At 60.4% G+C, this 23,055-nt stretch carries 24 protein-coding genes; 15 read left to right on the top strand and 9 right to left on the bottom strand.

The features are described from left to right. The first annotated feature begins 224 nt into the window (after nt 1-224). On the top strand, nt 225-872 hold the full coding sequence (locus WCA85_RS07805; RefSeq protein WP_424062621.1) for a glutathione S-transferase family protein: 648 nt from the start codon (nt 225-227) through the stop codon (nt 870-872). Nucleotides 873-966: 94 nt separating this feature from the next. Continuing rightward, nucleotides 967-3,153 carry a prolyl oligopeptidase family serine peptidase gene (locus WCA85_RS07810; protein WP_424062623.1) on the top strand — a complete coding sequence of 729 codons (2,187 nt, stop codon included), beginning with the start codon at nt 967-969 and terminating at the stop codon, nt 3,151-3,153. Nucleotides 3,154-3,239: 86 nt separating this feature from the next. Here the strand turns inward: WCA85_RS07810 and mctP are convergent, their stop codons facing one another. The 3 genes from mctP to WCA85_RS07825 all read right to left on the bottom strand — a co-directional run bounded on the left by mctP (nt 3,240) and on the right by WCA85_RS07825 (nt 6,120). Then, nucleotides 3,240-4,715, bottom strand: a complete 1,476-nt coding sequence (mctP, locus tag WCA85_RS07815; protein WP_424062625.1) for a monocarboxylate uptake permease MctP — start codon at nt 4,713-4,715, stop codon at nt 3,240-3,242. Next, entirely contained in the window at nt 4,712-4,909 is a 198-nt protein-coding gene (locus WCA85_RS07820; RefSeq protein WP_424062626.1) for a DUF3311 domain-containing protein, read from the bottom strand. The genes mctP and WCA85_RS07820 overlap by 4 nt, the downstream gene beginning before the upstream one ends. Before the next feature lie 200 nt (nt 4,910-5,109). Beyond that, a complete protein-coding gene (locus WCA85_RS07825) occupies nt 5,110-6,120 on the bottom strand; it encodes a Crp/Fnr family transcriptional regulator (RefSeq protein ID WP_424062628.1) in 1,011 nt (336 codons plus the stop codon). 182 nt (nt 6,121-6,302) lie between these two features. Here WCA85_RS07825 and WCA85_RS07830 point away from each other — a divergent pair, with 182 nt between their 5' ends. The 4 genes from WCA85_RS07830 to WCA85_RS07845 all read left to right on the top strand — a co-directional run bounded on the left by WCA85_RS07830 (nt 6,303) and on the right by WCA85_RS07845 (nt 9,685). After that, on the top strand, nt 6,303-6,725 hold the full coding sequence (locus tag WCA85_RS07830) for a hypothetical protein (protein WP_424062630.1): 423 nt from the start codon (nt 6,303-6,305) through the stop codon (nt 6,723-6,725). Between the two features lie 147 nt (nt 6,726-6,872). Next, nucleotides 6,873-7,088, top strand: coding sequence for a hypothetical protein (locus WCA85_RS07835; RefSeq protein WP_424062632.1), 216 nt, complete (start codon nt 6,873-6,875; stop codon nt 7,086-7,088). 249 nt (nt 7,089-7,337) lie between these two features. Beyond that, nucleotides 7,338-8,234 carry a glycosyltransferase family 9 protein gene (locus WCA85_RS07840; RefSeq protein WP_424062633.1) on the top strand — a complete coding sequence of 299 codons (897 nt, stop codon included), beginning with the start codon at nt 7,338-7,340 and terminating at the stop codon, nt 8,232-8,234. Next, on the top strand, nt 8,231-9,685 hold the full coding sequence (locus tag WCA85_RS07845; protein WP_424062635.1) for a hypothetical protein: 1,455 nt from the start codon (nt 8,231-8,233) through the stop codon (nt 9,683-9,685). Before WCA85_RS07840 ends, WCA85_RS07845 begins: the two co-directional genes overlap by 4 nt. Before the next feature lie 167 nt (nt 9,686-9,852). On the opposite strand, the gene WCA85_RS07850 is transcribed toward WCA85_RS07845, so the two are convergent. The 5 genes from WCA85_RS07850 to WCA85_RS07870 form a co-directional block, all read right to left on the bottom strand. Next, nucleotides 9,853-10,524, bottom strand: coding sequence for an FMN-dependent NADH-azoreductase (locus tag WCA85_RS07850; protein WP_424062637.1), 672 nt, complete (start codon nt 10,522-10,524; stop codon nt 9,853-9,855). Nucleotides 10,525-10,553: 29 nt separating this feature from the next. Next, on the bottom strand, nt 10,554-11,087 hold the full coding sequence (locus WCA85_RS07855; RefSeq protein WP_424062638.1) for an RrF2 family transcriptional regulator: 534 nt from the start codon (nt 11,085-11,087) through the stop codon (nt 10,554-10,556). Between the two features lie 177 nt (nt 11,088-11,264). Continuing rightward, the gene (catC, locus tag WCA85_RS07860; RefSeq protein ID WP_424062640.1) at nt 11,265-11,555 is read right to left on the bottom strand and encodes a muconolactone Delta-isomerase; all 291 of its coding nucleotides are present in this window, start codon (nt 11,553-11,555) and stop codon (nt 11,265-11,267) included. 78 nt (nt 11,556-11,633) lie between these two features. Beyond that, nucleotides 11,634-12,542 (bottom strand): catechol 1,2-dioxygenase, encoded by a 909-nt coding sequence (gene catA, locus WCA85_RS07865; RefSeq protein WP_424062642.1) that lies wholly within the window; start codon nt 12,540-12,542, stop codon nt 11,634-11,636. A 59-nt stretch (nt 12,543-12,601) separates the two neighbouring features. Further along, nucleotides 12,602-13,759, bottom strand: a complete 1,158-nt coding sequence (locus tag WCA85_RS07870; protein ID WP_424062644.1) for a muconate/chloromuconate family cycloisomerase — start codon at nt 13,757-13,759, stop codon at nt 12,602-12,604. An 88-nt stretch (nt 13,760-13,847) separates the two neighbouring features. Here WCA85_RS07870 and WCA85_RS07875 point away from each other — a divergent pair, with 88 nt between their 5' ends. Beyond that, nucleotides 13,848-14,741, top strand: a complete 894-nt coding sequence (locus WCA85_RS07875; RefSeq protein WP_424062646.1) for a LysR family transcriptional regulator — start codon at nt 13,848-13,850, stop codon at nt 14,739-14,741. Nucleotides 14,742-14,777: 36 nt separating this feature from the next. Here WCA85_RS07875 and WCA85_RS07880 read toward each other — a convergent pair whose 3' ends face one another. After that, a complete protein-coding gene (locus WCA85_RS07880; protein WP_424062648.1) occupies nt 14,778-15,356 on the bottom strand; it encodes a TetR/AcrR family transcriptional regulator in 579 nt (192 codons plus the stop codon). Between the two features lie 204 nt (nt 15,357-15,560). Here WCA85_RS07880 and WCA85_RS07885 point away from each other — a divergent pair, with 204 nt between their 5' ends. The 8 genes from WCA85_RS07885 to WCA85_RS07920 all read left to right on the top strand — a co-directional run bounded on the left by WCA85_RS07885 (nt 15,561) and on the right by WCA85_RS07920 (nt 23,053). Then, nucleotides 15,561-16,337, top strand: coding sequence for an SDR family NAD(P)-dependent oxidoreductase (locus WCA85_RS07885; protein WP_424062649.1), 777 nt, complete (start codon nt 15,561-15,563; stop codon nt 16,335-16,337). 367 nt (nt 16,338-16,704) lie between these two features. Further along, nucleotides 16,705-17,538, top strand: coding sequence for a transporter substrate-binding domain-containing protein (locus WCA85_RS07890; RefSeq protein WP_424062651.1), 834 nt, complete (start codon nt 16,705-16,707; stop codon nt 17,536-17,538). 40 nt (nt 17,539-17,578) lie between these two features. Next, nucleotides 17,579-18,295 carry an amino acid ABC transporter permease gene (locus WCA85_RS07895; protein ID WP_424062653.1) on the top strand — a complete coding sequence of 239 codons (717 nt, stop codon included), beginning with the start codon at nt 17,579-17,581 and terminating at the stop codon, nt 18,293-18,295. A 22-nt stretch (nt 18,296-18,317) separates the two neighbouring features. Next, nucleotides 18,318-18,968: an amino acid ABC transporter permease gene (locus WCA85_RS07900; RefSeq protein WP_424062655.1), complete on the top strand. Its 651-nt coding sequence runs from the start codon at nt 18,318-18,320 to the stop codon at nt 18,966-18,968. Next, nucleotides 18,965-19,723, top strand: coding sequence for an amino acid ABC transporter ATP-binding protein (locus tag WCA85_RS07905; protein ID WP_424062657.1), 759 nt, complete (start codon nt 18,965-18,967; stop codon nt 19,721-19,723). Before WCA85_RS07900 ends, WCA85_RS07905 begins: the two co-directional genes overlap by 4 nt. A 120-nt stretch (nt 19,724-19,843) precedes the next feature. Continuing rightward, entirely contained in the window at nt 19,844-20,605 is a 762-nt protein-coding gene (locus WCA85_RS07910; RefSeq protein WP_424062658.1) for an IclR family transcriptional regulator, read from the top strand. Nucleotides 20,606-20,626: 21 nt separating this feature from the next. Next, a complete protein-coding gene (locus tag WCA85_RS07915) occupies nt 20,627-20,971 on the top strand; it encodes a hypothetical protein (RefSeq protein WP_424062660.1) in 345 nt (114 codons plus the stop codon). Between the two features lie 186 nt (nt 20,972-21,157). Next, nucleotides 21,158-23,053: a methyl-accepting chemotaxis protein gene (locus WCA85_RS07920; RefSeq protein WP_424062662.1), complete on the top strand. Its 1,896-nt coding sequence runs from the start codon at nt 21,158-21,160 to the stop codon at nt 23,051-23,053. Nucleotides 23,054-23,055 lie beyond the last annotated feature (2 nt).

A 23,055-nucleotide genomic window follows, 5' to 3' on the forward strand; every position in this document is an offset into this window, starting at 1 on the left:
GCGTTGTCTCGCGTGGTTGGCTGGCAAAGTCTTTACGATTTTCTTGCATGAGCGGAGACGCTATCCGATGATCTATCCGGCGCTGTCTCTCCACGTATTCAAACGGCATCGCAAACGCATGACGTCCAACCCGCGCACGTTAGATCAGAATGCATGCGTTGTCCAAGAGCGCCGGTACAAACAACGGCCAAACCGAAGCGGTCTTTCATTGACGGAGTCGATCCATGACCTACACGCTTTACTACTCGCCGGGTGCGGCCAGCATGGCAGTCCACTGGATGTTGATCGAAGCGGGCATACCGTTCGAGGCGCGGCTGATCGATATCGACACTGGCGCCCAGCGCGATCCCACATATCTGCGCCTGAACCCGGAGGGTCGAGTCCCGACGCTGGTGATCGACGGTGTGCCGCGTCATGAATCGGCCGCATTGTTGATGTTGCTGGCTGAGCGCCACGTCGACGCGGGTCTGGCGCCAGACCTCGAATCGCCTGATCGGGCCGAGTGGTATGAACTGATGGTGTTTCTTGCCAACACCGTGTTGCCCGCCATGCGCGACTGGTTTTATGCCGATAGCGACGGCGATCCCGCAGGCGCCGAGGCGGTCCAGGCACTGGCGCGGCGGCGTATCGAAGCGGCTTGGGATCGCCTTGATGCCCACCTCGCCGACGATCGCGCATGGCTGGTCGGCGACAAGCTCAGTACGGTGGACATGCTGGCGGTGATGCTGATGCGCTGGTCGCGCAACATGCCGCGCAAGGCAATAGCATGGCCGCACCTTGGGACCTATATCAACCGCTTGCGTGCCATGCCATCGTTTGTCGAATTGAACGCGCGGGAAGGGCTGACGGACTGGAGCAATCCGGCAAGCTAGACGTAAGCGATGTCACCCTTGGTATTTTGACCCCCTAGTCGAACGGACAGGAGTGGGAGTAATCTTTCGGCGCCTCGTTACTTTGGAAGCCCGAATGAAATCAACAAAGCCTCTCCTGGCTGTAGCGTTTGCAAGCAGCTTACTTGCTGCCACCGGTAGCGTATGCGCAGCGGATAGTCCGCCGGTCGCGCCCGTGCGGCCGGTAACGGATACCTACTTCGGTACGCCCGTCGTCGACAATTACCGCTACATGGAGAATCTGAAGGACCCAGAAGTCCAGAGCTGGATGAAGGCGCAGGCCAGCTATACCCGCAACGTGCTCGACCGCATTCCCGGCCGCGCGGCCATGGCGAAGAACATCGAAGCGTTGATGGGCGACGACCTGCAGCGCAGCGAGTTCATGCGTCGCGGCGATCGCATCTTTTACGAGGTCATGGAGCCGGGCGCCACATTGCCCAAGCTCGCGTATCGCGACGGGGTTCAAGGCGAGGAGCACGTCCTCGTCGACCCGGCGAAGCTCGCCAAGGATAGTGCTCATCACTACGCGCTCGACTGGTACTCGCCGTCGTGGGATGGCCGCTATGTGGCCTATGGTGTTTCGGAAGGCGGCTCGGAAAAGAGCGTGCTGCACGTGATGGACTTGCAGACCGGCAACGATCTGGCCGAATCCATTGATCGCACGAGCGACTGTGTCGTCTCCTGGCGCAACGACAACCAGTCGTTCTTCTATCTGCGTTATCCGAAGGCCGGTCCTGATACGCCGCCCGCGCTCAGCGAATACAACGCGGTGACGTACGTGCACATGCTCGGTCAGAACACGAACGGCGATGGCGACGAGGCGGTGTTTGGGCGCGGCGTGTCGGCAAAGCTCGATGTGGCCGAAGGTCAGGGCACTTACGTCCTGCTGTCACCCGACTCGCCGTATGCGGTGGCGGTTGTGAATCACAACATGGACAACAACCCCAACATCTTCTACGTCGTGCCGCTCGACAAGATCCATGGTGCCGATACGCCCTGGAAGAAAATCGCCGACACGGCAGATGGCGTGACGGATGTGCATTTGCGTGGCGACCGACTTTATCTTCTGTCGGAGAAGAATGCGCCGCGCTTCCAGATTCTCTCCATGCCGCTCGCAAAACCAGATCTTGCGCTTGCGGATGTGGTGGTGCCTCAAGGGCCGAACGTACTCGACGCGTTTGACCTCGCGAGCGATGCGATGTACGTCGGCGAGCGTGCAGGCGCGAGTTTCCAGTTGCAACGCGTGTCGTTCGACGGCAAGGATAGCCAGACCATCACGCTGCCGTTTACCGGCACCGTCAGGGACTTGAGCACCGATCCGCGCGCGCCCGGCGTGATGTTCAACCTGCAGGGCTGGACCAAGGCGCCGCGCGAAATTGCCTACGATCCCAAGACGAGTAGCGCGAGCGATACGGGGCTGATTCCGGCCTCGAAGACCGAGTCTGACGATGTCGAAGCACACGATGAATTCGCAACCAGCTATGACGGCACGCTCATTCCGGTTTCGATCATCGCGCAGAAGGGCGTGAAGCGTGACGGCTCGCATCCGACTATCGTGTTCGGTTACGGCAGCTACGGCCTGTCCATGGATCCGGTTTACCGTCCGCAGTGGCAAGCGTGGATCAAGCATGGCGGCATCATCGCCGTGTCGCATATGCGCGGCGGTGGCGAGTATGGCGATGCGTGGCACCGTGCAGGTCAGAAGCTCACGAAGATCAACACCATGCTCGACTTCACGTCGTCGGCTCAGTACATGATCGACCAGCACTACACGCAGTCGAAGTACCTGGCTGCGAATAGCGCGAGTGCGGGCGGCATCGTGATGGGCGGCGCCATGGAGATCAACCCGGGTCTGTTCCGTGTGGTGCTGGACGACGTGGGTCTGTCCGATGCACTGCGATTCGAAACGGAACCCAATGGACCGCCGAATGTGCCCGAGATGGGCTCATCGTCGACCGAGCCGGGTTTCCATGGTCTGTACGCAATGAGCGCGTATGCACACGTCCACGATGGCACGCCGTATCCGGCGATCTTGTTCACGACGGGCGCGAACGATCCGCGCGTGGCGCCATGGCACATGCTGAAGATGACAGCGCGCATGCAGGCAGCGACGAGCAGCGGTCGTCCGGTACTACTGCGGATCGACTATGACGCGGGCCACGGGATGGGGTCCAGTATGACGCAACGGGCGAACCAGCTTGCCGATGAGTGGTCGTTCGCGCTGTGGCAGATGGGTGAGCCTGGGTTCCAGCCGAAGCACTAGGCTAGCGGGTGAATGACTGGGCGCCGCAGAAAAGGGCGCCCAGTCAAAGCGGTCTGTGAAAGACCTTAGGCGGGTTGCAAGCGGTGTTAGACGCTAGCCCGTTTAGGTGTCACCAACGACACCACAAACGTCACAACGATATTCGCCGCCAGTGCGATCAGTCCGATATACAGCGGATACGTTGATTCACCCAGATGAAGCGCGAACACCGGCTTCAGACCTTGTGAGATCGCGAGGCCAGTACCGAGCACGATGCCCACCAGCCAGCCGAGGAACAGGCCCGGCGTGTTAAGCCGGCGTGTGTACAGCGAGAACACGATAGCCGGGAAAATCTGCAGGATCCACACGCCGCCGAGCAACTGCAGATCGATCGCATACTGGGTCGGCAGGAACACGATAAACAGCAGTGCACCAAACTTCACCACCAGCGAGACGATCTTCGCCGTCGATGCTTCGGCACCCGGCGCCATGTTCGGCGACACGATCGGGCGCCACAGGTTGCGCGTAAACAGATTCGCCGCGCCAATCGACATGATCGCTGCGGGTACCAGTGCGCTGATCGCAATCGCCGCGGCAGCAAAGCCCACGAACCACGACGGGAACAGCGTGCCGAACAGTGTCGGTACGACATCCGAGGCCGACTTCACGTGAATGCCGGCGGCAATCGCCATGTAGCCCAGCAATGCAATCAAACCGAGCAGTAGCGTATAGGCCGGCAGGAAGATCGCATTCTTGCGCACGGTGCCAGCGGACGACGAAGACAGCACCGCGGTCATCGTATGCGGATACATGAACGCAGCGAGCGCCGAGCCAAGTGCAAGCGACGCATAGGCCGTGAACTGGGTCGGCTTGAGGATGATGCCGGTGGCCCCGCCCTTCGCCTTGAAGTAATGATCAGCCGCATCGAACACCTGGCCGTAGCCACCCAGCTTCGACGGAATCAGCCAGATTGCCGCGATCACGACAATGTAGATCATGATGTCCTTGACGAAGGCGATCATCGCGGGCGCGCGCAGGCCGCTGGTGTACGTGTACAGCGCGAGGATCACGAAGGCCACGATCAGCGGCATTTCGCCGTTCACACCGAGCCCCTTGATCACCACCTGCATGCCCACCAGTTGCAGCGCGATATAAGGCATGGTCGCAACGATGCCGGTCAGCGCCACCGCAGCCGGAAACCACTTGCCGCCGTACTCGCCGTGCACGTAGTCCGCCGCGGTAATGTGATTTTTGGCGTGCGCGATTTTCCACAGCTTCGGCATGACCGCGAATACGAACGGGTACACGATGATCGTGTACGGCAGCGCAAAGAAGCCGTACGCCCCTACCGAATACACGAGTGCGGGCACGGCGATCACGGTATACGCCGTATAGAAATCGCCGCCGACGAGGAACCACGAAATAACTACGCCGAACTGGCGGCCGCCGAGCCCCCACTCATGCAATTGCGTCAGGTCACCTGCCTTCCAGCGCGCGGCAAAGAAACCAACCACCGTGACCAGCAGGAAAAAGAAAATGAATACGCCCATCGCGACCGGGTTGACTGGAATCACGTCGCTCATTTGAAACCTCGATACACGACGTAGATCAGCAGTGAAGTAAGCGGCACCCACAGAAACTGGTACCAGTAAAAGAAGGGGAAGCCGGCGAACGACGGGCGCGTGTCGTTATAGAACGGCAGCCATAACAACGCGATATACGGGATGAGCAGGATGAGCCATAGCCAGGAGCGGCCGGCTGGAGAGTTTGGTTCCACAAGATCCCCTAGATTTTGTGTGTCGTTAAACGGATTACCTGGCAGGTGCCGTGTCGGCGCGGGACCTCAGACGGGCCCTCTACGGCGATGGTAGCGCGCATTATCCAGGAATTTTGGGGGGATTGCTTGTAGCAGGACAGATGCTGCGCCCGCACAATTCGCCATCGGCGTTCAACAGGGCATCGCTGTGATTGAGTCGTTCAGGGGCCGGCGAACAACCGGTCGCATTCCTGTTTGACGACCCCGTAGCATTCGCAGGCATGGCTCTCCAGCGCGGGTCGATCGAGCACCTCGATCACGCCGTGCCGGTAACGGATGACGGCATCGTGCTGCAGCTTGCTGGCCACTTCTGCAACGCCCGCTCGGCGCACGCCCAGCATGTTCGCGATCAGTTCCTGGGTCATGCGGATCTCGTTGGATTCAAGCCGGTCGAGCGTCAGCAGGAGCCAGCGGCAGAATTGCTGTGCAACCGAATGATGTCGGTTGCAGACGGCGGTCTGCGCCATCTGCGTGATCAGCGCCTGGGTGTAGCGCAGAAACAGGCGTTGTACCGCGCCACCGAGCGCGAATTCCTTGCGGACCACTTCGCCACTGAGCCGATAGGCGCCACCCGCGCTTTGCACGATGGCGCGGCTCGGCATGGTCTCGCCGCCCATGAAGAGGGCAACCCCAAGCAGTCCGTCCTTGCCGACCACCGCAATTTCCGCCGAAGCGCCGTTCTCCATAACATGCAGCATCGACACCACGGCCGTGGTGGGCAGATAGATGTGGCTCAGCCGCTCTCCAGTCTCGTAGAGCGTATGCCCCAGCGGCAATGTGACGGGGGTAAGGTGAGGCGTGAGACGCTCCCGCTCTTCCACGGGCAAAGCCGCGAGCAACTGGTTTTGCTGTATCGGATCCGGGAACGCCTCGGGTTCCGTCGGCTGATACGGCATCGCTCCCCGGGCTACGCGTTCGGCGAGCGCCAGGTGCTGTGCGATCAACTGTTCGCGGTTTTTCTCGGGCATCAGGCTGAGTACCGCGACGCGCAGGTCGGTGTGGCCCAGCACGTCGAGCAACTTGAGCTTGGTGAGTGTGCCCAGGTCGCTTTTGCCGGTTCGCCAAGCCGAGATCTGAGCGCGGGTCAGGCCAAGACTGTCCGCCAGTTGGGCATCGCTACCGAACTGGCCTTTCGCTTTTACATCGTCGAATAGGGTGGTCCAATCGTTCATCGTGTCCGATAGCTATAAAGGTGTCAAATTGATTTGACGCGACCTTGGGTGAATGAAAAATTTATAAAATCATGATATGCGTTAAATTAATTCTACATTCATAGCATAGCTGCGCATCTCGTACGATCCATGGGCAGGCCAATTCCCAGAGAAGTGGGCTCCTGCGTTTTCAAGGGCTGCCCATGAATCAATTTTCCTCCGTTCGGTTGCCCGTTGCGCTGAATTCTTACGGGTTGGAAGCGGACGCTGCCAAAGCGCTGGACACCGCGCAGTTCGATGCTCGCCAGGTCGAGTTCATCCAGGCGGTGTTCGGCTACGCGGCTTATCTAAGCCGGAACGATCGCGAGACGCCTGTTGTCGATGCGTTCCTCGCTACCTTCGTCAATCTGCTGGAAACAATGCCGGCCAATGCGCCTGGCGAGGCGTCGGCGTGCGCGCTGCGCTTGCAACGAATCATCGACGTGATTTTTCCGACCGCCGGGTCCGACACGTTTCCGCCCATCACAGGTATGGGCGACATGGACGGCGCCGGGACGATTGATGGAGCCGACGGGGTAGCCGCGTCCCGGCGCGCGATTGATGATGCGGCAGGACCCTCGTGCTAAAGGGGTGCCTTCACGGGCGAAGACTGCACGACTCAGCCCCGGATGGCTCGCGCCCGCTGTACGGTAGCGTGCAGCACCTGGCCGCACCGATCAATACACTCACTGCGAACTGGCTCATGTCCGTCAGTGCACGAGGAGGGCGAGGGCATGAGCAATTGCCAGCTGGAGAAAGAACTGGCGCATCTTGAGCGGGTCATCTCGGGCATCCGCAATTTCGAGGCTTTGCCGGCATCGTATTGGCGCCAGCGTTTGCAGGCAGCAGCGCAGGCCGAAGGGCTCACACGTTCGCAGTGCCAGCATGTACGTCGGTTGCAGGCGCAACTCGCCAGCCTCGAACGCAGGTTGGGGGAAGAGCAAGCCTGATTGGTCGATTTGCCGAGAGTCAGCGCACTCATTGCGGAACATCGAGCGTGACTTCTTTAACGATCTCTTTGACCTGATCGAGCACGCCGTTGCGCCGCCCACGTAAACGTTAGTAAACGATCCTGTAATCCGATTAATATGTTCCGGTTCTAGACTGCTCGGGGTTCAGACGGCGGCATGCCGGTTCTGGGCGGGCAAGCGTTCCCCCACCCGTGGGCGCGTTCTTCGGACGTCTCTATGCGGCCGCCTGTGCAGTCAGTCTCTCGCGTCGCGTTACTTCTTTCGCCAGCCATCGGTGATTCGCTGCTGATGATGACGATTGCGCGCAATCTTCGGCAAAACGGTGTCTGCGTCACGGTTTTCGGGCGACAGATGCAGTCTCTGCGTGCCTGGTTTCCGGATGTCAGCACCGAGGACGATCTGGACGCCGAGCATCTCACGCAGAGCCTGGCGCCTTTCGACACGGTGATCCAGATGCATTGCAACAAGCCCTTCGCTGGGCTCGAGCAACGCCATCCCCACGTGATCCTGCTCGACCACATTTGCCGGGTTCGTTCGCCGGAACCCATGGCTGACCGTCTGACGCGGTTTTGCCGTGACGAACTGGGTCTGTCGAACGTCCATAAAAGCAACGGCATGACGGCTCCCGCCAGCCTGCAGCACAGGAAGTATCCGTTGCGGGTAGCGATCCACCCCACTGCAAGCACGACGGACAAATGCTGGCTGCCATCGCGCTTCATCCGCCTTGCCGTCAAGCTGCGCGAACTCGGTTTCACGCCCGAATTCGTCGTGGCTCCGCAAGAGCGCGCTGAGTGGATACACGTCGAACGGTATGGTTTATCGCTGCCCGATCTGGGCTCGCTCGATAACGTCGCCACCTGGATCTTCGAATCCGGCTGGTTCATCGGCAACGACTCAGGCATCGGCCACCTCGCATCGAGCCTGCATATCCCTACGCTGTCGCTTTTTATGCGGCGCGGCATCGCGCACACCTGGCGGCCTGGCTGGGGGGCGGGGCAAGTGCTGATCGGCAGCACCTACCTGCCCACCGGATTTCTCAAAGAGCGCTACTGGAAGTACATGTTGTCCGTGCGGCGCGTCTCGCGCGCGTTCGAGCAACTGCGCACCAACCCTCACTTCGCATGAATTCAACGCACCAACGTACGGGATCACCAGCAACCGGCGGTTCCATCCAGGCAGGGTCTCACGCTGTATTTCTCCACACCGGTTATCGCACCGCCGGGACCTGGCTGTGGTCGTGCTTTCGCAAGCTCGACACGGTGACCGGCTACTACGAGCCGCTGCACGAAATGCTGGCCACGATCGATGCCGAGAAGCTCGCGAGCAGCACGGCCGATAGCTGGCACTCCGGCCATCCATCGCTTGATATGCCGTACTTCCAGGAGTTCGCTCATCTGCTTCAGCCGGATGGATGCGCGGGTTCGGCTGCGGGCGTCACGGGAATTGCTGCGGGTGTTCCAGGTTACGAACGCCGCTTTGCCATCGATCGTTTCGACGGGAATGTCCCCGATGGGGCCGAGCACATGGTGGAATACCTGCGTGGTCTGATTCGTGCCGCTCATCAGCAGGGCCGCGTGCCGGTGTTCAAATTTTGTCGTTCACTGGGCCGGCTTCGATGGTTTCGCGCCGCGTTTCCCGGGGCCGCGCATATCGTGGTCGAAAAGAATCCGATCTCGCAGTGGCAGTCGTGCTGGCAACTTTATGCTGCACACCGGAATCCGCATTTCGTTGCGGTCCCGCTGGCGGTGTTGGCGTTGAACCGGGACGTGCCGGTGGTGCAGCAGACCATGGAGGCATTGCGGATCGATTTGCCGCTCGCTTCGAAGGCGCCGCCAGGCTCAAGAGGATCACGAGGCTCGCCCGACGAATCGTTGCAGACCTTTGAGTCGTACATCGATTTCTACAAGGAGCATGTGCAGTCGATTGCACCGGCGCAGGCATATCGCGGCTTTCTCGCGCATTGGCTGCTGACCTTGCGGGATGCCGCGACTCAGGCCGATGCGATTTTCGATTGCGACCTGGCGGCCCGTTCACCGGCATACCTCGAAAGTGCGGAGCGTTGGCTCGAGGAACTCACGGGCCTTACGCCCTCATTGGGTAGCGTGCGCCGGGAGGTATCACCCGAGCGTGGCTGCGGGTTCGACGCGATCGAAGGACTGCGGATCCATCTCGACGCATCGCGCCTCGGGGGAGACCTGGTGAGAAACGGCAGCGTCGAGGCCGACGCGCTTTCGCTCTGGACCAGCAAGCTGGCGCAGGCCACCCAGGTGATGGCCTTTGGACCGGCCGCGAACTGGCCGCGCGCGGAGATGCGGGACGGACGCGCCACGCGCGTGGTGGATGTTGCGCTGATCGACGGTGCAGGCATCGACACGGTCCTGCACAGCGAACTGGCTGCGACTCAGGCCGCGCTGGCCGACGTGAAATGCCAGTTGGCGCGCGTGCAGAATTCCCCGCTGTGGCGGGTATGGGGGCCGTTGCGCAAGCTGTATGGCAAGAAACGCCGTCGCAGTGCACGACATGCGGTGCAGCCGCGAGCCGGCAACGAGGCCCACGAGGGCAAGTCGGCAGCGTAAACGGCTGTGCAGACTACGCCGGGTGGCGGCGCAAAGAGCCACGGCGGTGAGGTTCGCCGCCATGGCTGATTCGGTGAGGTCGAGGCTATTTTCAGTGATTCAATGACGCATCATCTGTACTGCGAATCAAATGATGCGTTGGTCTGCACGTCGCGAGTACGACTCGGTTAGAGCGCCTCCGCGGTTTCGGCTTCCGCGATTGACATCTTGGGATTCGCCCACTCAGCCGCAACTGCCTCGATTTCAGCGTGTGCCCGCTTCAGCGCCTCGATGCGGGATGCCTGGTCCGAGAACTGCAACGGTTGCGCGTCCACGAACGTGGGATGCGCGACACCAATGAATCCGAATGCGGCCTTGAGCGCGGGCGTGAGTGCATCCATTGAAGCGTAGGGGCTGCCGGGCCGCAGGTCCACACCGCGACTGGTGATGAAGAGTGCCTTTTGCCGGGCCAGCAACCCTTCGATACGGCCATCCTCCGTAAACTTGTAAGTCAGATTGGTGCGGATGATATTGTCGACAAACGCCTTGAACGCAGAGGGCATCGACCAGTTGTACATCGGCATGGCGAAGACGAACGCGTCGGCTTCCATCAGGCGCCTGCACAGTTCGTCGGAAGCGGCTAGCGTGGCCTTCATCTCCGGGGTGCGCTCGTCGGGTGCAGTGTACGTTGCAATCGCAAACGCTTCCGTGACGTGCGCGGGAGTGTCGACGGTGACGTCCAGATAGTCGAGTTCGACATCGACGCCTTCGTGACGCAGACGTTCAATGAAAAATTGGCTTAACGCGCGCGAGTTGGATCGTTCCCGCTTTGCGCTGGCGTCGACGTGCATGATTTTCATGATTTCGTTCCTGTATAGGGTTTGGGGTTTCAATTAGAGGAGCCGCTGTCACCGCGGCGGTTTGCCGAGCGATGCGCCAGCCATTTCACGACCTGATGTCCGAAAGCGGCCGGCGCCTTTTCGGCGGTGCGCGTGGCCAGATCGACGAGTGAATGTGCAGCCAGCGCTTCGTTCATGCGCTTTTCGGCGTCCAGCATCACGGCATGGATCGAGCACACGCCCCGCGTCGCCCATGCGGGCGGTTTGTCATCAAAGACGGCACAGTTCCCGCGGATCTCGCGGCAGTCAAACAGCGCTTTCTCACCGTCGATTGCATTCACGATATCGAGCACACTAATGTTGGCGGCTGGCCGGGCTAGTCTGAACCCACCGCGCACGCCTTCTGTGGCGGCGACGATACCCGCGCGGGAGAGCTTGGTGAACAGCTTGGCCACATATTCGACGGGCACGCCCTGCAATTCAGCGAGATCCTTGGCGCTCGCCTCGCGCGCACCGGCACCGGGCTCACTGAGATAGAGCAGGCAGTGCAAGCCGTATTCGACCCCAGTACTGATGTGTGCCATTCTCTTAACTCCGACTCAATGTATCGTAGTTGTGAATGTAAGCGATTTCTGGGTTGAACGCAACCGTTCCCGAGCGGAACACACTGTTCACGCGGGCAAAAAAAATCCCTTCTACGTCGAGAAGGGATGGTTTTCGCCTGACGTGCCAGCACGAGCTAGCACCCGCTGCAACAGCACTTAACTATCATCGTCCCGCACCGAAGACGAATGCCGGCACAGCGCGCGCACCGTGAGCGTCATATAGGGAAACAGCGGCAGCTGCATGAGCAGATCGTTCAGTTGGGCTGGACTTTCGACGTCGAAAATACTGATGTTCGCGTACTGTCCAGCGATGCGCCAGAGGTGCCGCCACACCCCGTCCTTCTGCAATTGTTGCGAAAGCGCCTTTTCGTCGGCTTTCAAACGCGCGGCTTTTTCGGCGTCCATATCCGGCGGTAGATTGACCGACATTTCGACGTGAAACAGCATGAATAGCTCCTGTAATAAGACGGTTCTGGAGCACCGCAAGGCGTGTGCTCCGGCGCGGACAATTAGACTTCGCCCGACTCAGGCTGCGGCCCGCGGTCGCTCAACCTCAGTGTCCTGCAGATCGTCGCGCTGTTTGAACAGCGTGAAATCGAAATCGATCAAGGTGAACTCACCGCTCACGCCATACTGCTTGCCGTCGCCCGCGCCGCCCTTCTTCAGTTCCGGCACGAGGCCGTCGCGGGTAGCGAACGCGAAGTCGTCCCACAGGTACGGATCGCCGTCGATATTGATCTGCGTGGTCAGCTTGCGATGGTCCGGCGCCGAAACGAAGAAGTGAATGTGCGCGGGCCGGTGCCCGTGACGGCCGAGCGAATCCAGCAGTTGCTGGGTTTTGCCTTGTGGCGGCACCGAGTAGCCCACCGGCACCACGCTGGTGAAGCTATAACGGCCATCTGCATCGGTGCGGATCGAGCGGCGCAGGTTGAACGCAGGTTGCGACTTGTCGAAATAAGAGTAGTTGCCCAGATGATTCGCGTGCCACACCTCGACCAGCGCATTCGCGAGGGGTTGGCCCGCTTCGTCGAGCACCCGGCCGCGCATCACCAGCGGACCGCCTGGTTCGCCATCCTGATCAAGTCGGGCATGACCTGGCGTTTCGGGCGCGCCGGCGACATATAGCGGACCTTCGATGGTGCGTGGCGTGCCGCCGCTGATGCCGGCCTGCGCTTCCGCTTCATCAATGCGCAGATCCAGGAAGTGCTCGAATCCGAGCCCTGCAGCCAGCAGACCCAACTCACCCGACTGGCCCGCTTCGGCGAGGTAGTTGAGCGCAGTCCAGAACTCGTCAGGCTGAACGTCGAGGTCTTCAATCGTATGGAACAGGTCGCGGACAATCCGGTTCACCACCGTTTTAACGCGCGCATTGCCTTCGTTGATGGCGCTGTCGTTGATTGTTTGCAGCACTTTGTCGATGTCTTGCTTATCCATCAGTTGTCTCCGTGGATTGGTGTAGTGGGGAAGCGGTGTCGTGTTTGCGCGGTTCGTCCTCAGGACGCAAGCACAGTGGCGCCGCGACGGGTGTCACGTCGCAGACGATCTACGAGATCCCAGTTCAGCGTAATGCCGAGGCCTGGTCCCTGAGGCAGATGCAAGGCGAAATTCTCGTAACGAAGTGGCTCGGTGAGAATTTCCTGGGTCAACAGCAGCGGTCCGAAGAGCTCGGTGCCCCACTGCAATGAATCGAAGGTGCTGAACAACTGTGCCGACGCGATGGTGCCGACCGCACCTTCCAGCATCGTGCCGCCATACAGTTCGACGCCTGCGGCCTGCGCGATCGAGGCCACGGCAGCTGCGCCGCTCAGGCCGCCGGATTGCGCGATCTTGATGGCGAACACGTCGGCGGCGCGGGCGCTGGCAAGCGCGAACGCATCGGTCGGACCATGCAGGGCTTCGTCGGCCATGATCGCGACGCGCGAAAGTTCGGTCAGGCGTTTCAGGCTGTGATGTTGAGTCGCTGGCACCGGTTGCTCGACGAGGCTCACGCCTGCGTCCGCAAGACGCGGACAGGCCCACACGGCCTCCGACTCGCTCCACGCCTGGTTGACGTCGACCCGCACTTCACCACGCTCGCCCACGGCCTGCCTGATGGCGATCACATGTGCGACGTCGTCGGCAACCGGACGACCGCCGATCTTCAGCTTGAACACGCGATGCCGACGCGTTTCCAGCATCTGATGGGCCTCGTCGATATCGCGTTGCGTGTCGCCGCTTGCAAGCGTCCACGCCACCTGCACCGAATCCGTCAGGCGGCCGCCAAACAGCTCGGACAAGGGCACGCCCAGACGCTGAGCCTGTGCGTCGAACAATGCCGTTTCAATTGCACATTTCGCGAAGCGGTTGCCCTGAAAATGCGAACGCAAGCGCTGCATCAAGGTGCCAGGCCGCGTGGCCGACTGGCCTTTAAGCATCGGTGCGAAGTAGGTGTCGATATTGATCTTGATACTTTCCGGACTTTCCTCGCCATAAGCGAGACCGCCAATCGTCGTGCCTTCGCCGAGTCCAACTATGCCGTCCGAGCAACGTATGCGCACCAGCACGAGCGTCTGGCAGTTCATGGTCGCCACCGACAGCCGGTGCGGACGAATTGTGGGAACATCCACCAGAATCGTTTCGACGGATTCGATCTTTACCTGTTCAGCGCTCATCGTGCATTTCTCCTTGAACCCATACTACGAACTGTGGCGGGCGCTGTCCAAGTCCGATTCCAACTACTTTCATACTCCAGGGGTATAGATGGAACTGCGCCAGTTTCGGTACTTCGTGGCGGTGGCCGAAGAGCAGAACTTCACGCGCGCGGCGGAGCGGCTGAACATGACGCAACCGCCACTGAGCCGGCAAATTCAGCAGATCGAAGAAGACGTGGGCCTGCCGCTGTTTGAACGGGGCGCGCGGCCGCTGCGCCTGACCGAAGCGGGGCGGATCTTTTACACGCATGCCAAGCGTCTGGTTGACGAAGCAGACGAGGTGGCGCAATTGACGCGGCGCCTCGCGCAACTGGCCGAGCGGATCGTGATCGGCTTCGTGCCCTCCACGCTGTACGGGGCGTTGCCTGCCGTTATTCGTGCGTTTCGTGAGGCGGCGCCTAAGGTGGAGTTGTCGCTGATCGAAATGTTCACGGTCGAGCAACTGGGCGCGCTCAAGGGCGCCCGTATTGATGTCGGCTTCGGACGTCTACGTTTTGACGACGCCCAGGTGACCCGCGAGGTGCTGACCGATGAGCCGTTGATTGCAGCGCTGCCTGAAGGCCATCCCTTGGCGTCGGACCACGCGCCCGTCGAACTGGCGGCGCTGGCACGTGAGACCTTGATCGTTTATCCGAGCACGCCGCGGCCGAGCTTTGCGGATCAACAACTGTCCGCGTTTCGCGATCAGGCGCTGGAGCCGCAAGCGATCCACGAAGTGCGGGAATTACAGACGGCGCTGGGGCTGGTCGCCGCTCAGGTGGGTGTGACCTTGGTGCCGCGCAGTGTGGAGGGTCTTCGGCCGCATGGCGTGGAGTACCGGCCGCTGTCGAAAGCGACGGCGTCGTCGCCGATCATCATGAGCCGTCGTCTGCAGGACAACGCGCCGTCCACGAACCTGCTGTGCGAGATTGCGCGCGAACTCTTTGCGCGAGACCGGACGTAGCAGCGGCGCGCGTGTGCCGCTAACGTCTGGGCCTCTTTACTGAACAGCGAGGTCCTGACTCATGACCAGCGCCAGCGACGAGGCAAGAATCGATTTCGCGAGGTCGTCGTCATCCACGGTGCGAGCCAAGGTAATAGCCCCGACGATTGTCGCGACAATCCCCAGTCCTGCCGTCTCGCCTTCGTGGCCCACAGCCTTCGCGATGCGCGATGCCAGTTGTTGCACGTACCGCGTAAGCAGCGCTCTGACTTCATCATTCGCATGCCGCGCTTCGCCGGCCAAGGCGCATAACGCGCATCCGTTGCCCGGATTTTTTGCGTGAACCTCGCTCAGAAACGGTTCAGCAATCGCCCCTAACGGTGTTTGTGCCGAGTCTTCATCGGGCGTCCTCGACGCCATGCGCTTCTCGCTTTGACCGAGCGCATGTTCCAGCGCTTCGACAATCAAGGCATCACGCGACGCGAAGTGCCCGTAGAACGCGCCATGCGTGAGCCCGGCGCTGCGCATGCAATCGGCTACGCCAAGCGCCTCAATGCCGTTCTCACGGATTTGCCGCGACGCCACTTCAAGAACGCGGCGCTTGCTCTCGGCCTTCTGTGCTTGCGAATAACCCATTTGATTCCTCGGAACGCTTGACAATCTGCATGATGACAATAATACTGAAAATGTGCATGATGATCAACATGCAGATGGTTGACATGGAAGATCCTCATGGCGATTGCCGCGCGGTCGCAATCCTGCACCGCGTAACAGGTTCTCGCGCCTTACTGGGCGCGGCTTTCGCCGCCTCATGGCGGTTTAGTGCGAAAGGAGATGGAAATGCGTTTTTCAGGCAAAACGGCCCTCGTGACGGGCGGCAACAGTGGAATTGGCTTTGCGGCGGCGCGACTATTGATCGCGGAAGGCGCCCGGGTGGCGATCACGGGACGCGATCGCGCCAAACTCGATGCGGCGGCCGCGGAACTTGGCGAAAACGCCCTGGCCATTCAAGCCGATCTGGACAATCCGGATGTGATCGAACCGTTGTTCAAGCAGATTGGCGAGGCCTTCGGCTCACTCGATATCGTGTTTGCCAACGCCGGCATCTCGGGCCCGACACCGCTCGGGGGCACCACGGCTGCAGCCTTTGAAGCGATTTTGCGTACCAATCTCACTGCCGTGTTTCTGACGGTGCAAGGGGCGTTGCCGCTGATGAAGGAGGGCGGTGCGATCGTCCTGAACGGCTCCGTGATGCGTGAACTAGGCTCGCCCGGTTCTTCCGCGTATTCCGCCACGAAGGCGGGCGTGACCGGCATGGCGAAGGTGTTTGCGTCAGAACTGGCGCCGCGCGGTATTCGCGTGAACACGGTGATTCCAGGCGGCACTCGCACGCCGATCTGGACGCGTGGGGCACGCGCGGGCGCGACCATCGAGCAGACCGAATCGGCGTTTGCGCCGCGCATTCCGTTGGGTCGTCTCGCGACGCCCGAAGAGGTGGCAGGCGCTGCGGTGTTCCTCGCCTCGGACGACGCTGCGGGCATTACGGCTGCGGAGATCGTCGTTGATGGCGGAATGACAGGCGCACCGGCCGGCGCGCCGATGTTCCGGAAGCCCTAACCCAAACCTGGTCGTGCGACTCGCTGCATGAGTCGTCCGACGTTGTAGTTGGGTGCAGAGGAGTGAAGGCGGTTGACGCCTTCACTCTTTTTTTTGACCTGTCCTAACGAGCCTACTGATCCTCACAACCCGCAAGCGCGTTCGTCGGAACCAGCCTGAACTCACCGGTGTATACCCCATTGCAATCATTTTTTTCCCGTGAAACACTGCGTTTCATCTGCTGTGTTGGACATCAGTCCGGTATATCAGATAAACGATGGCCAACGCTTTGAGCGCTTTGAACCCGTCAGCGGGCGTATTTGCGCAAGCCATCCTGATTGCCGTTTTGTCCACGCACCGACTTCTCACTCCAGACCGGGAACCCAAAATGAGATTTGTCAGAGGAAGCGCAAGATTCGCTGGTTTGTTCGCTGTTGCCGGTCTGCTCGTACTGACTGCTTGCACGAAAGTCGCGCCGCCCGAGGCGGGCGGTCTGGCCGACTCGGCGCTCAAGCAGGTCTTGCAGCGCGGTACGTTGCGGGTCGGCGATTGCCTGACTTTCGCGCCCTTTGGTTTCTACAACAAGGACGGTCAGCCCGACGGCTATGACGTTGACCTCGCAAAAGAACTTGCCAAGGAAATGGGCGTCAAGCTCGAAGTGGTGAATACGACGAGCGCCAACCGCATCCCGAACCTGCAAACCGACAAGGTCGATGTGGTGTTCTGTAACTTCACGCGCAATCTCGAGCGCGCGAAGGAAATCGCTTTCACGAGTCCGTACGTGGTGGCCAGTGAAGCACTGCTGGTGAAGAAAAGCAGCGGCGTCAAGTCCATCAATGACATGGCGGGTAAAACGATCGCAACGGTCAAAGGTTCGACCAACGGTGACGAAGTGCGCGCCCTGAACATGCAGGTGAAAATTCAGGAATTCGACAGCTCGCAGGCCGCGATTCTTGCTGTGAAGCAAGGACAGGCAGACGCGATGATCGAAGACAACAACTTCCTCGCGTATCAGGCCTCACTCGATCCGGATCTGACCGTGACCAACGAAGCGCTCGTACCGCTCGAATACAACGCGTTCGGCGTCAAGGCTGGCGATCAGGTCTGGTTGAACTACCTGAATCTGTTCCTCTTCAACATCAATGCATCGAAGATGAACGCCCAGCTTTACAAGAAGTGGTTCGGCGCCGATCCGCGCTTCCCGCTCAATCCGCAGTACTGAACCTGCGTGTGCTCAACGTCGGCTGAAAGACGGAGGAATCATGAGCTATGAATGGCTGACCCTTGCGGGCTACTGGAACGACTTCGTGCGCGCGGCGTGGCTCACGCTGCAGATCACGCTGCTGTCCTTCATTCTCGCGATGCTGCTCGGCTTGCTGACGGCACTCGCGAGCGCCTCGCGCTCCACGTTGCTGCGAGGTGTGGCGAGCGTCTATATCGAGGCGATCCGAAACACGCCGGTGCTGCTGCAGATCTTCATCGTGTTCTTTGGTCTGCCGTCGATGGGCATCACGCTCAATGCCTACGCGGCGGGTGTGATTGCATTGGGCGTGAACGTGGGTGCCTACCTTGCGGAGGTGTTTCGTGCCGGCATCCAGTCCGTCCCGCGCGGGCAACTGGAAGCGGCATCGATCCTCGGTCTTGGGCGCCGGCAGATTTTCGTCGAAGTGGTTCTGCCGCAAGCCGCACGCGCGGTCTATCCGGCCATCGTCAATAACCTGATTCAGCTATTGCTCGGTACGTCGCTCCTCTCCGCAATTGCATTGCCCGAACTGAGCGGAACCGCGACGGTCATCAATGCGCGCACGCTGCTGTATATCCAGACTTTCGCGATCACCCTGGTGGCTTATCTGGTGCTGAGCAATTTCCTGTCGTGGGTGGCGGGTCTGATTGGCGCGCGGGTGTTTCACCCACCGCTGGTGATCAAGAAGCCGACGCGCCGCACGTTGTTCCTGGCGCGCCAGGCTGACCGTACGTGAGCACTCAAGGCGGAGACTGAACATGTCAACTGAATTGCTTACGACGAGCCTCTCGATCCTGCTGCAGGGTTTGGTGGCCACGCTTCTTCTGTCCGCGGCATCGATTGTCGGCGGCACGCTTATCGGTCTGCTCGCGGCCGTGCTGCGCTCATTTGGGCCGTGGGGCACGGCGCGCATTGCGCGCCTTTATACCGAGCTGTTTCGCGGTACGCCGGTGCTGATTACGCTGATGTTCATTTATTTCGGCGTGTCGTACTTCGGTTATGCGATCGATGTGTTCGCAGCCGGTGTCGTGGGCCTGAGCGTTTATCAAGGCGCCTACATCGCCGAGGTATTCCGCTCGGGTATTGAATCCGTGCCGAAAGGACAGTGGGAAGTTTCGCAGATTCTCGGCCTTAGCAAGACCCAGGCGTTCTTTTCGGTGGTGCTGCCGCAGACCGGCAGGATCGTACTGCCGCCGCTGATTGGCCAGTATCTCTCGCTGATCAAGGACACTTCGATTGTCAGCATGATCGGCATGTCGGAGTTGATGCATGGGGGACAGGCCATCGTCGACCGGGTGGGACAACCCGTGGAGATTTATGGCCTCGTTGCCGTGCTTTATTTCATTGTGTGTTTCCCGCTCTCGCAGTGGGTGCGCCACCATGATCGTAGAAGGAGCCTGATGTCATGAGCACTGCCAACATTACCGATCCCAAGCCCGTCATCGATCTGAGCGGCGTAAGCAAATCCTTCGGCACGACCAAGGTCTTGAAGGAGATCAACCTCGAAGTCCGGCCGGGCGAGGTGCTCGTGCTGATTGGCGCATCAGGTTCAGGCAAAAGCACGGTGCTGCGTATCATGGCCGGTCTTGAAACTGCGGATTCCGGCGAGGTTTGGGTCAACGAAGTGCCGTTGCACGACGCCCGCCGCGCGAAGGAAATTCGCGGCCATGTGGGCATGGTGTTTCAACAGTTCAATCTGTTTCCACACAAGACTGCGCTCGGCAATGTGACGCTGGCACTGATCAAGGCCCGCAAGATGAGCGTGGCGGACGCGCGCAAGCGCGGCATGGAAGCGCTCGAACGCGTGGGACTCGCCGACCGCGCCGAACACTATCCGAGCCAGCTCTCCGGTGGTCAGCAGCAGCGCGTGGCGATTGCCCGCGCGTTGGCGGTGGAGCCCGGCATCATGTTCTTCGACGAAGCTACCTCGGCGCTCGATCCCGAACTGGTCGGCGAAGTGACGGAAGTGATGCGCGGTCTCGCACGTGACGGGATGACGATGGTCGTCGTCACGCATGAGATGGGTTTCGCACGTAAGACGGCCGATCGCGTCGTGTTTATGGACAAAGGCGTGATTGCCGAGCAGGGCGCACCCGAGCAGATCTTCGTGAACCCGCAGAACGAGCGCACGCGTCAGTTCCTGCACCGGGTGCTCGACCACTGAAACTGCCCTCGCACGCACGCCGTCGTAGCGGGCAGCCAGACGGCGAAGCGTCGCGTGTGATGCGCTAGACTCGCGTCACACAAAAACAGCAGCGAACCTATCGCCGACGGAGTAGAACGAATGTCCGCACCAGAATCATCGAGGGCCAGAGGTGTTGATCGGGTCATCGGCATCTTCAAACAGTTGCACATTGCGCGCCGTCCCATGACGATGCGCGAACTGATCGAAGCAACCGGCGCGCCGCGCTCGAGCATTTACGAACTGGTCACCATTCTCGCGGAAGCCGGCTGGCTTGAGACGGGCGCGGACGGTAGCGTGTTTTTTGGCCGCGAGATGCATTATTACGGCGCCGACTACGCGGAGCATAACGATCTGATCAGCCGCGCACATCAGGCCATTCTGGGTCTCGTCAGGAAGCACGACGAGACCGCGCAGCTTTGCATGCTCGAAGGCAACAAGTACACCGTATTCCTGTCGGAGAACAGTTCGCGCCCGTTCAACATCAGTTCGGATATCGGCGTGAAGGTGCCGATTCCCTGGACGGCGACGGGGCGCTTGTTGCTCGCGCATCTGCGGCCGGACGAGATCCGCGCGCTGATCCCGGATGAAGATTTCATTCTCGACAATGGCCGGCGCCTTGCATTCGATGACTTTCTGCACGATGTCGAACGCGCCGCGGAGCAAGGTTATTGCTGCACCGAAGGACTCTCGCATACGTTCCGGTATTGCATGGCCGCACCGATTCGCGACCGAAACGGCCTCCCCGTGGCGGCGCTGTGCTTCATGACGAGCCGCGACACCCATGCCGACAAGCGGGCCACGATGCTGGAAGATCTCATCAGCTCGGCCAAGTCGCTGTCGCAGCCCCATGTGCGGATGTAAGAGCCGGGAGTCTCCATCGTCATGACAGTGAACACGCTGCCAGACCCGGTTGCCGCATTAGCGGTAGGCGTCTTTCGTATCGATGTCGCCCGTGTCGGCGGCGATCCCGAAGCAGCGGCGTTGGCCGCCGAACTGCAGGCGACCAGCCCGGAGTTCCGTGAACTGTGGGCGGAAAACGAAGCGCACAGCCATTGGCTGGGAACCAAACGGCTACATCTTTCGCTGGCGGGCACGCTTACGCTTGAATATTCGGGCTTTGCGGTTGGCGGTGCGGACGGACTCAGCATGATCGTTTTGCCGCCCGCGATGCCCGCCGATTCAAACGCCATTGAAGTGCTCGTTTCGAGGAAAGCTCGGGCAGCGTGAATGTGGATTCTCGACCCGCGAGGTTTCAGTTCGCCGACGACCGTGCAATTGTGAAAATTGACTCGCCTAAAAAACCCACTCGGGTTGCCGTAATAGACGGGTGCCGGTGCGATTGCTAACCGTATTGACGGTAGACATGCCCCAGTTCAATTGCACCTTCAACACTTTACGGACAGAGCCACGCGAGTGAACCTACAATCCATTGCAGTCAAACTAAGCCTTATTTTTGGCGCAGCACTCGCGGCCACGATTCTTGCCATCACAGTCTTCGCGACGCTCAACGTGCGCCGCGAGGCGGTCGATAGCTTCAACGACGCAAGCAACGGCCAGATTCATCAGATCGATGCGAGTCTGAGGGACACATTTCAACGCATCCACGACAACGTCACCTTTCTGGCGGAAACGCCGGTGGCTCAATCGGCCAATGAATCGCTGACGAACTATCTGACGCACGGCGGTCAGATGACGCCCGACACCAACGGCGGCGTCGAAACTGACATCTTCCATGAGCTACAGCGTTTCGGCGATAGTCATCCAGATCTGCAATACGTCTACGTCGGCACCAAATGGGGTGGCTATGTGCAGTGGCCGAAAGGCAAGTTCACGAGCGATCACTACGATCCGCGCGAACGTCCGTGGTTCACGCAGGGCATGCAGGCCGCGGGCGACGTTCGCCGCACGGCAGCGTATGCCAACTCAGGTGGCGACAAGAACGTCATCATCAGCTTTGTGCGTACCGTTCAGGATGCCCAGGGCAAGCCGCTCGGCGTGCTTGGGATGGATATCTCGCTGGATGGCTTTGCGAAAACCATCGCACAGGTGCGCTTTGGCGAGACCGGCTATCTGATGGTCGTTGAAGATAGCGGCACCGTGCTGGTCGATCCGAGCGAACCTGCTCACAATTTCAAGGCGCTCAAGGATCTCGGCGATGGTTACGCCGATCTCGCGGGGTTCGACAACGGAACACACTCGGTTGTCATCGACGGCAAGCGCTACGACAGTGTGATCTATACGTCACCCCAACTCGGATGGAAATACATCGGGTTGATTCCGCATGCGGAGATGATGGCGTCGGCCAATCGCCTCAGCGCGATTCTCATCGGCGCCGGCCTGCTTGCGCTCGTCGTCGCGCTGACGTTGACGACGGCGCTCGGCCGACGGCTGACCGCGCCGCTTCGTCAGGTATCAACGGGCATGCAGGACATCGCTTCCGGCGACGGTGATTTGACGCAGCGTTTGCCCGTCACGAGCGAGGACGAAGTAGGCATGCTGGCCGTGCAGTTCAACGCCTTTGTCGAAAAGCTCAACGGCGTACTGCTGGATGTGCGTGCCAATAGCGAAACGCTGCGCGTGGCCACCGGCGAGATTTCGGCGGGTAATGCTGATCTGTCCGCACGTACCGAACAACAGGCGGCAGCGCTGCAGGAAACAGCGGCCAGCATGGAAGAGCTGACCGCCGCCGTCAAACAGAACGCCGAAAGCGCCCGGCATGCGAGCTCGCTGGCGGCCAACGCCTCCGCGGTGGCGCGGCGCAGTAGCGACGTGGTGGAACGGGTGGTCGATACGATGAGCGACATCAGCCAGAGTTCGAATCGAATCGCGGATATCACGGGCATCATCGAGGGCATTGCGTTTCAGACCAACATTCTCGCGCTCAACGCGGCGGTTGAATCGGCTCGGGCCGGTGAGCACGGCCGTGGCTTTGCGGTGGTGGCGAGCGAAGTGCGCAGTCTCGCGCAACGCTCGTCGAGCGCGGCAAAGGAGATCAAGGATCTGATCGGCGCTTCGGTCGGCAAGATCCAGCAGGGCTCGGTGCTGGCGACTGAGGCGGGACAGACCATGTCGGAAGTAACCAACGCTGTCGGGCAGGTCACGGCCATCATGGGCGAAATCGCGGCTGCATCGGATGAGCAGAGCCGCGGAATTGAACAGGTGAATCTGGCGATCACGCAGATGGATGATGTTACGCAGCAAAACGCTGCGCTGGTCGAAGAGGCGGCAGCGGCTTCGCGGTCGCTGGAGGACCAGGGGCGGCAATTGAATGAGACGGTTGCCGCGTTCAGGTTGCGTGAGCCAAGCTGAGT

Origin of the sequence: Paraburkholderia sp. (assembly GCF_049581445.1) — a bacterium.
Classification (GTDB): domain Bacteria; phylum Pseudomonadota; class Gammaproteobacteria; order Burkholderiales; family Burkholderiaceae; genus Paraburkholderia.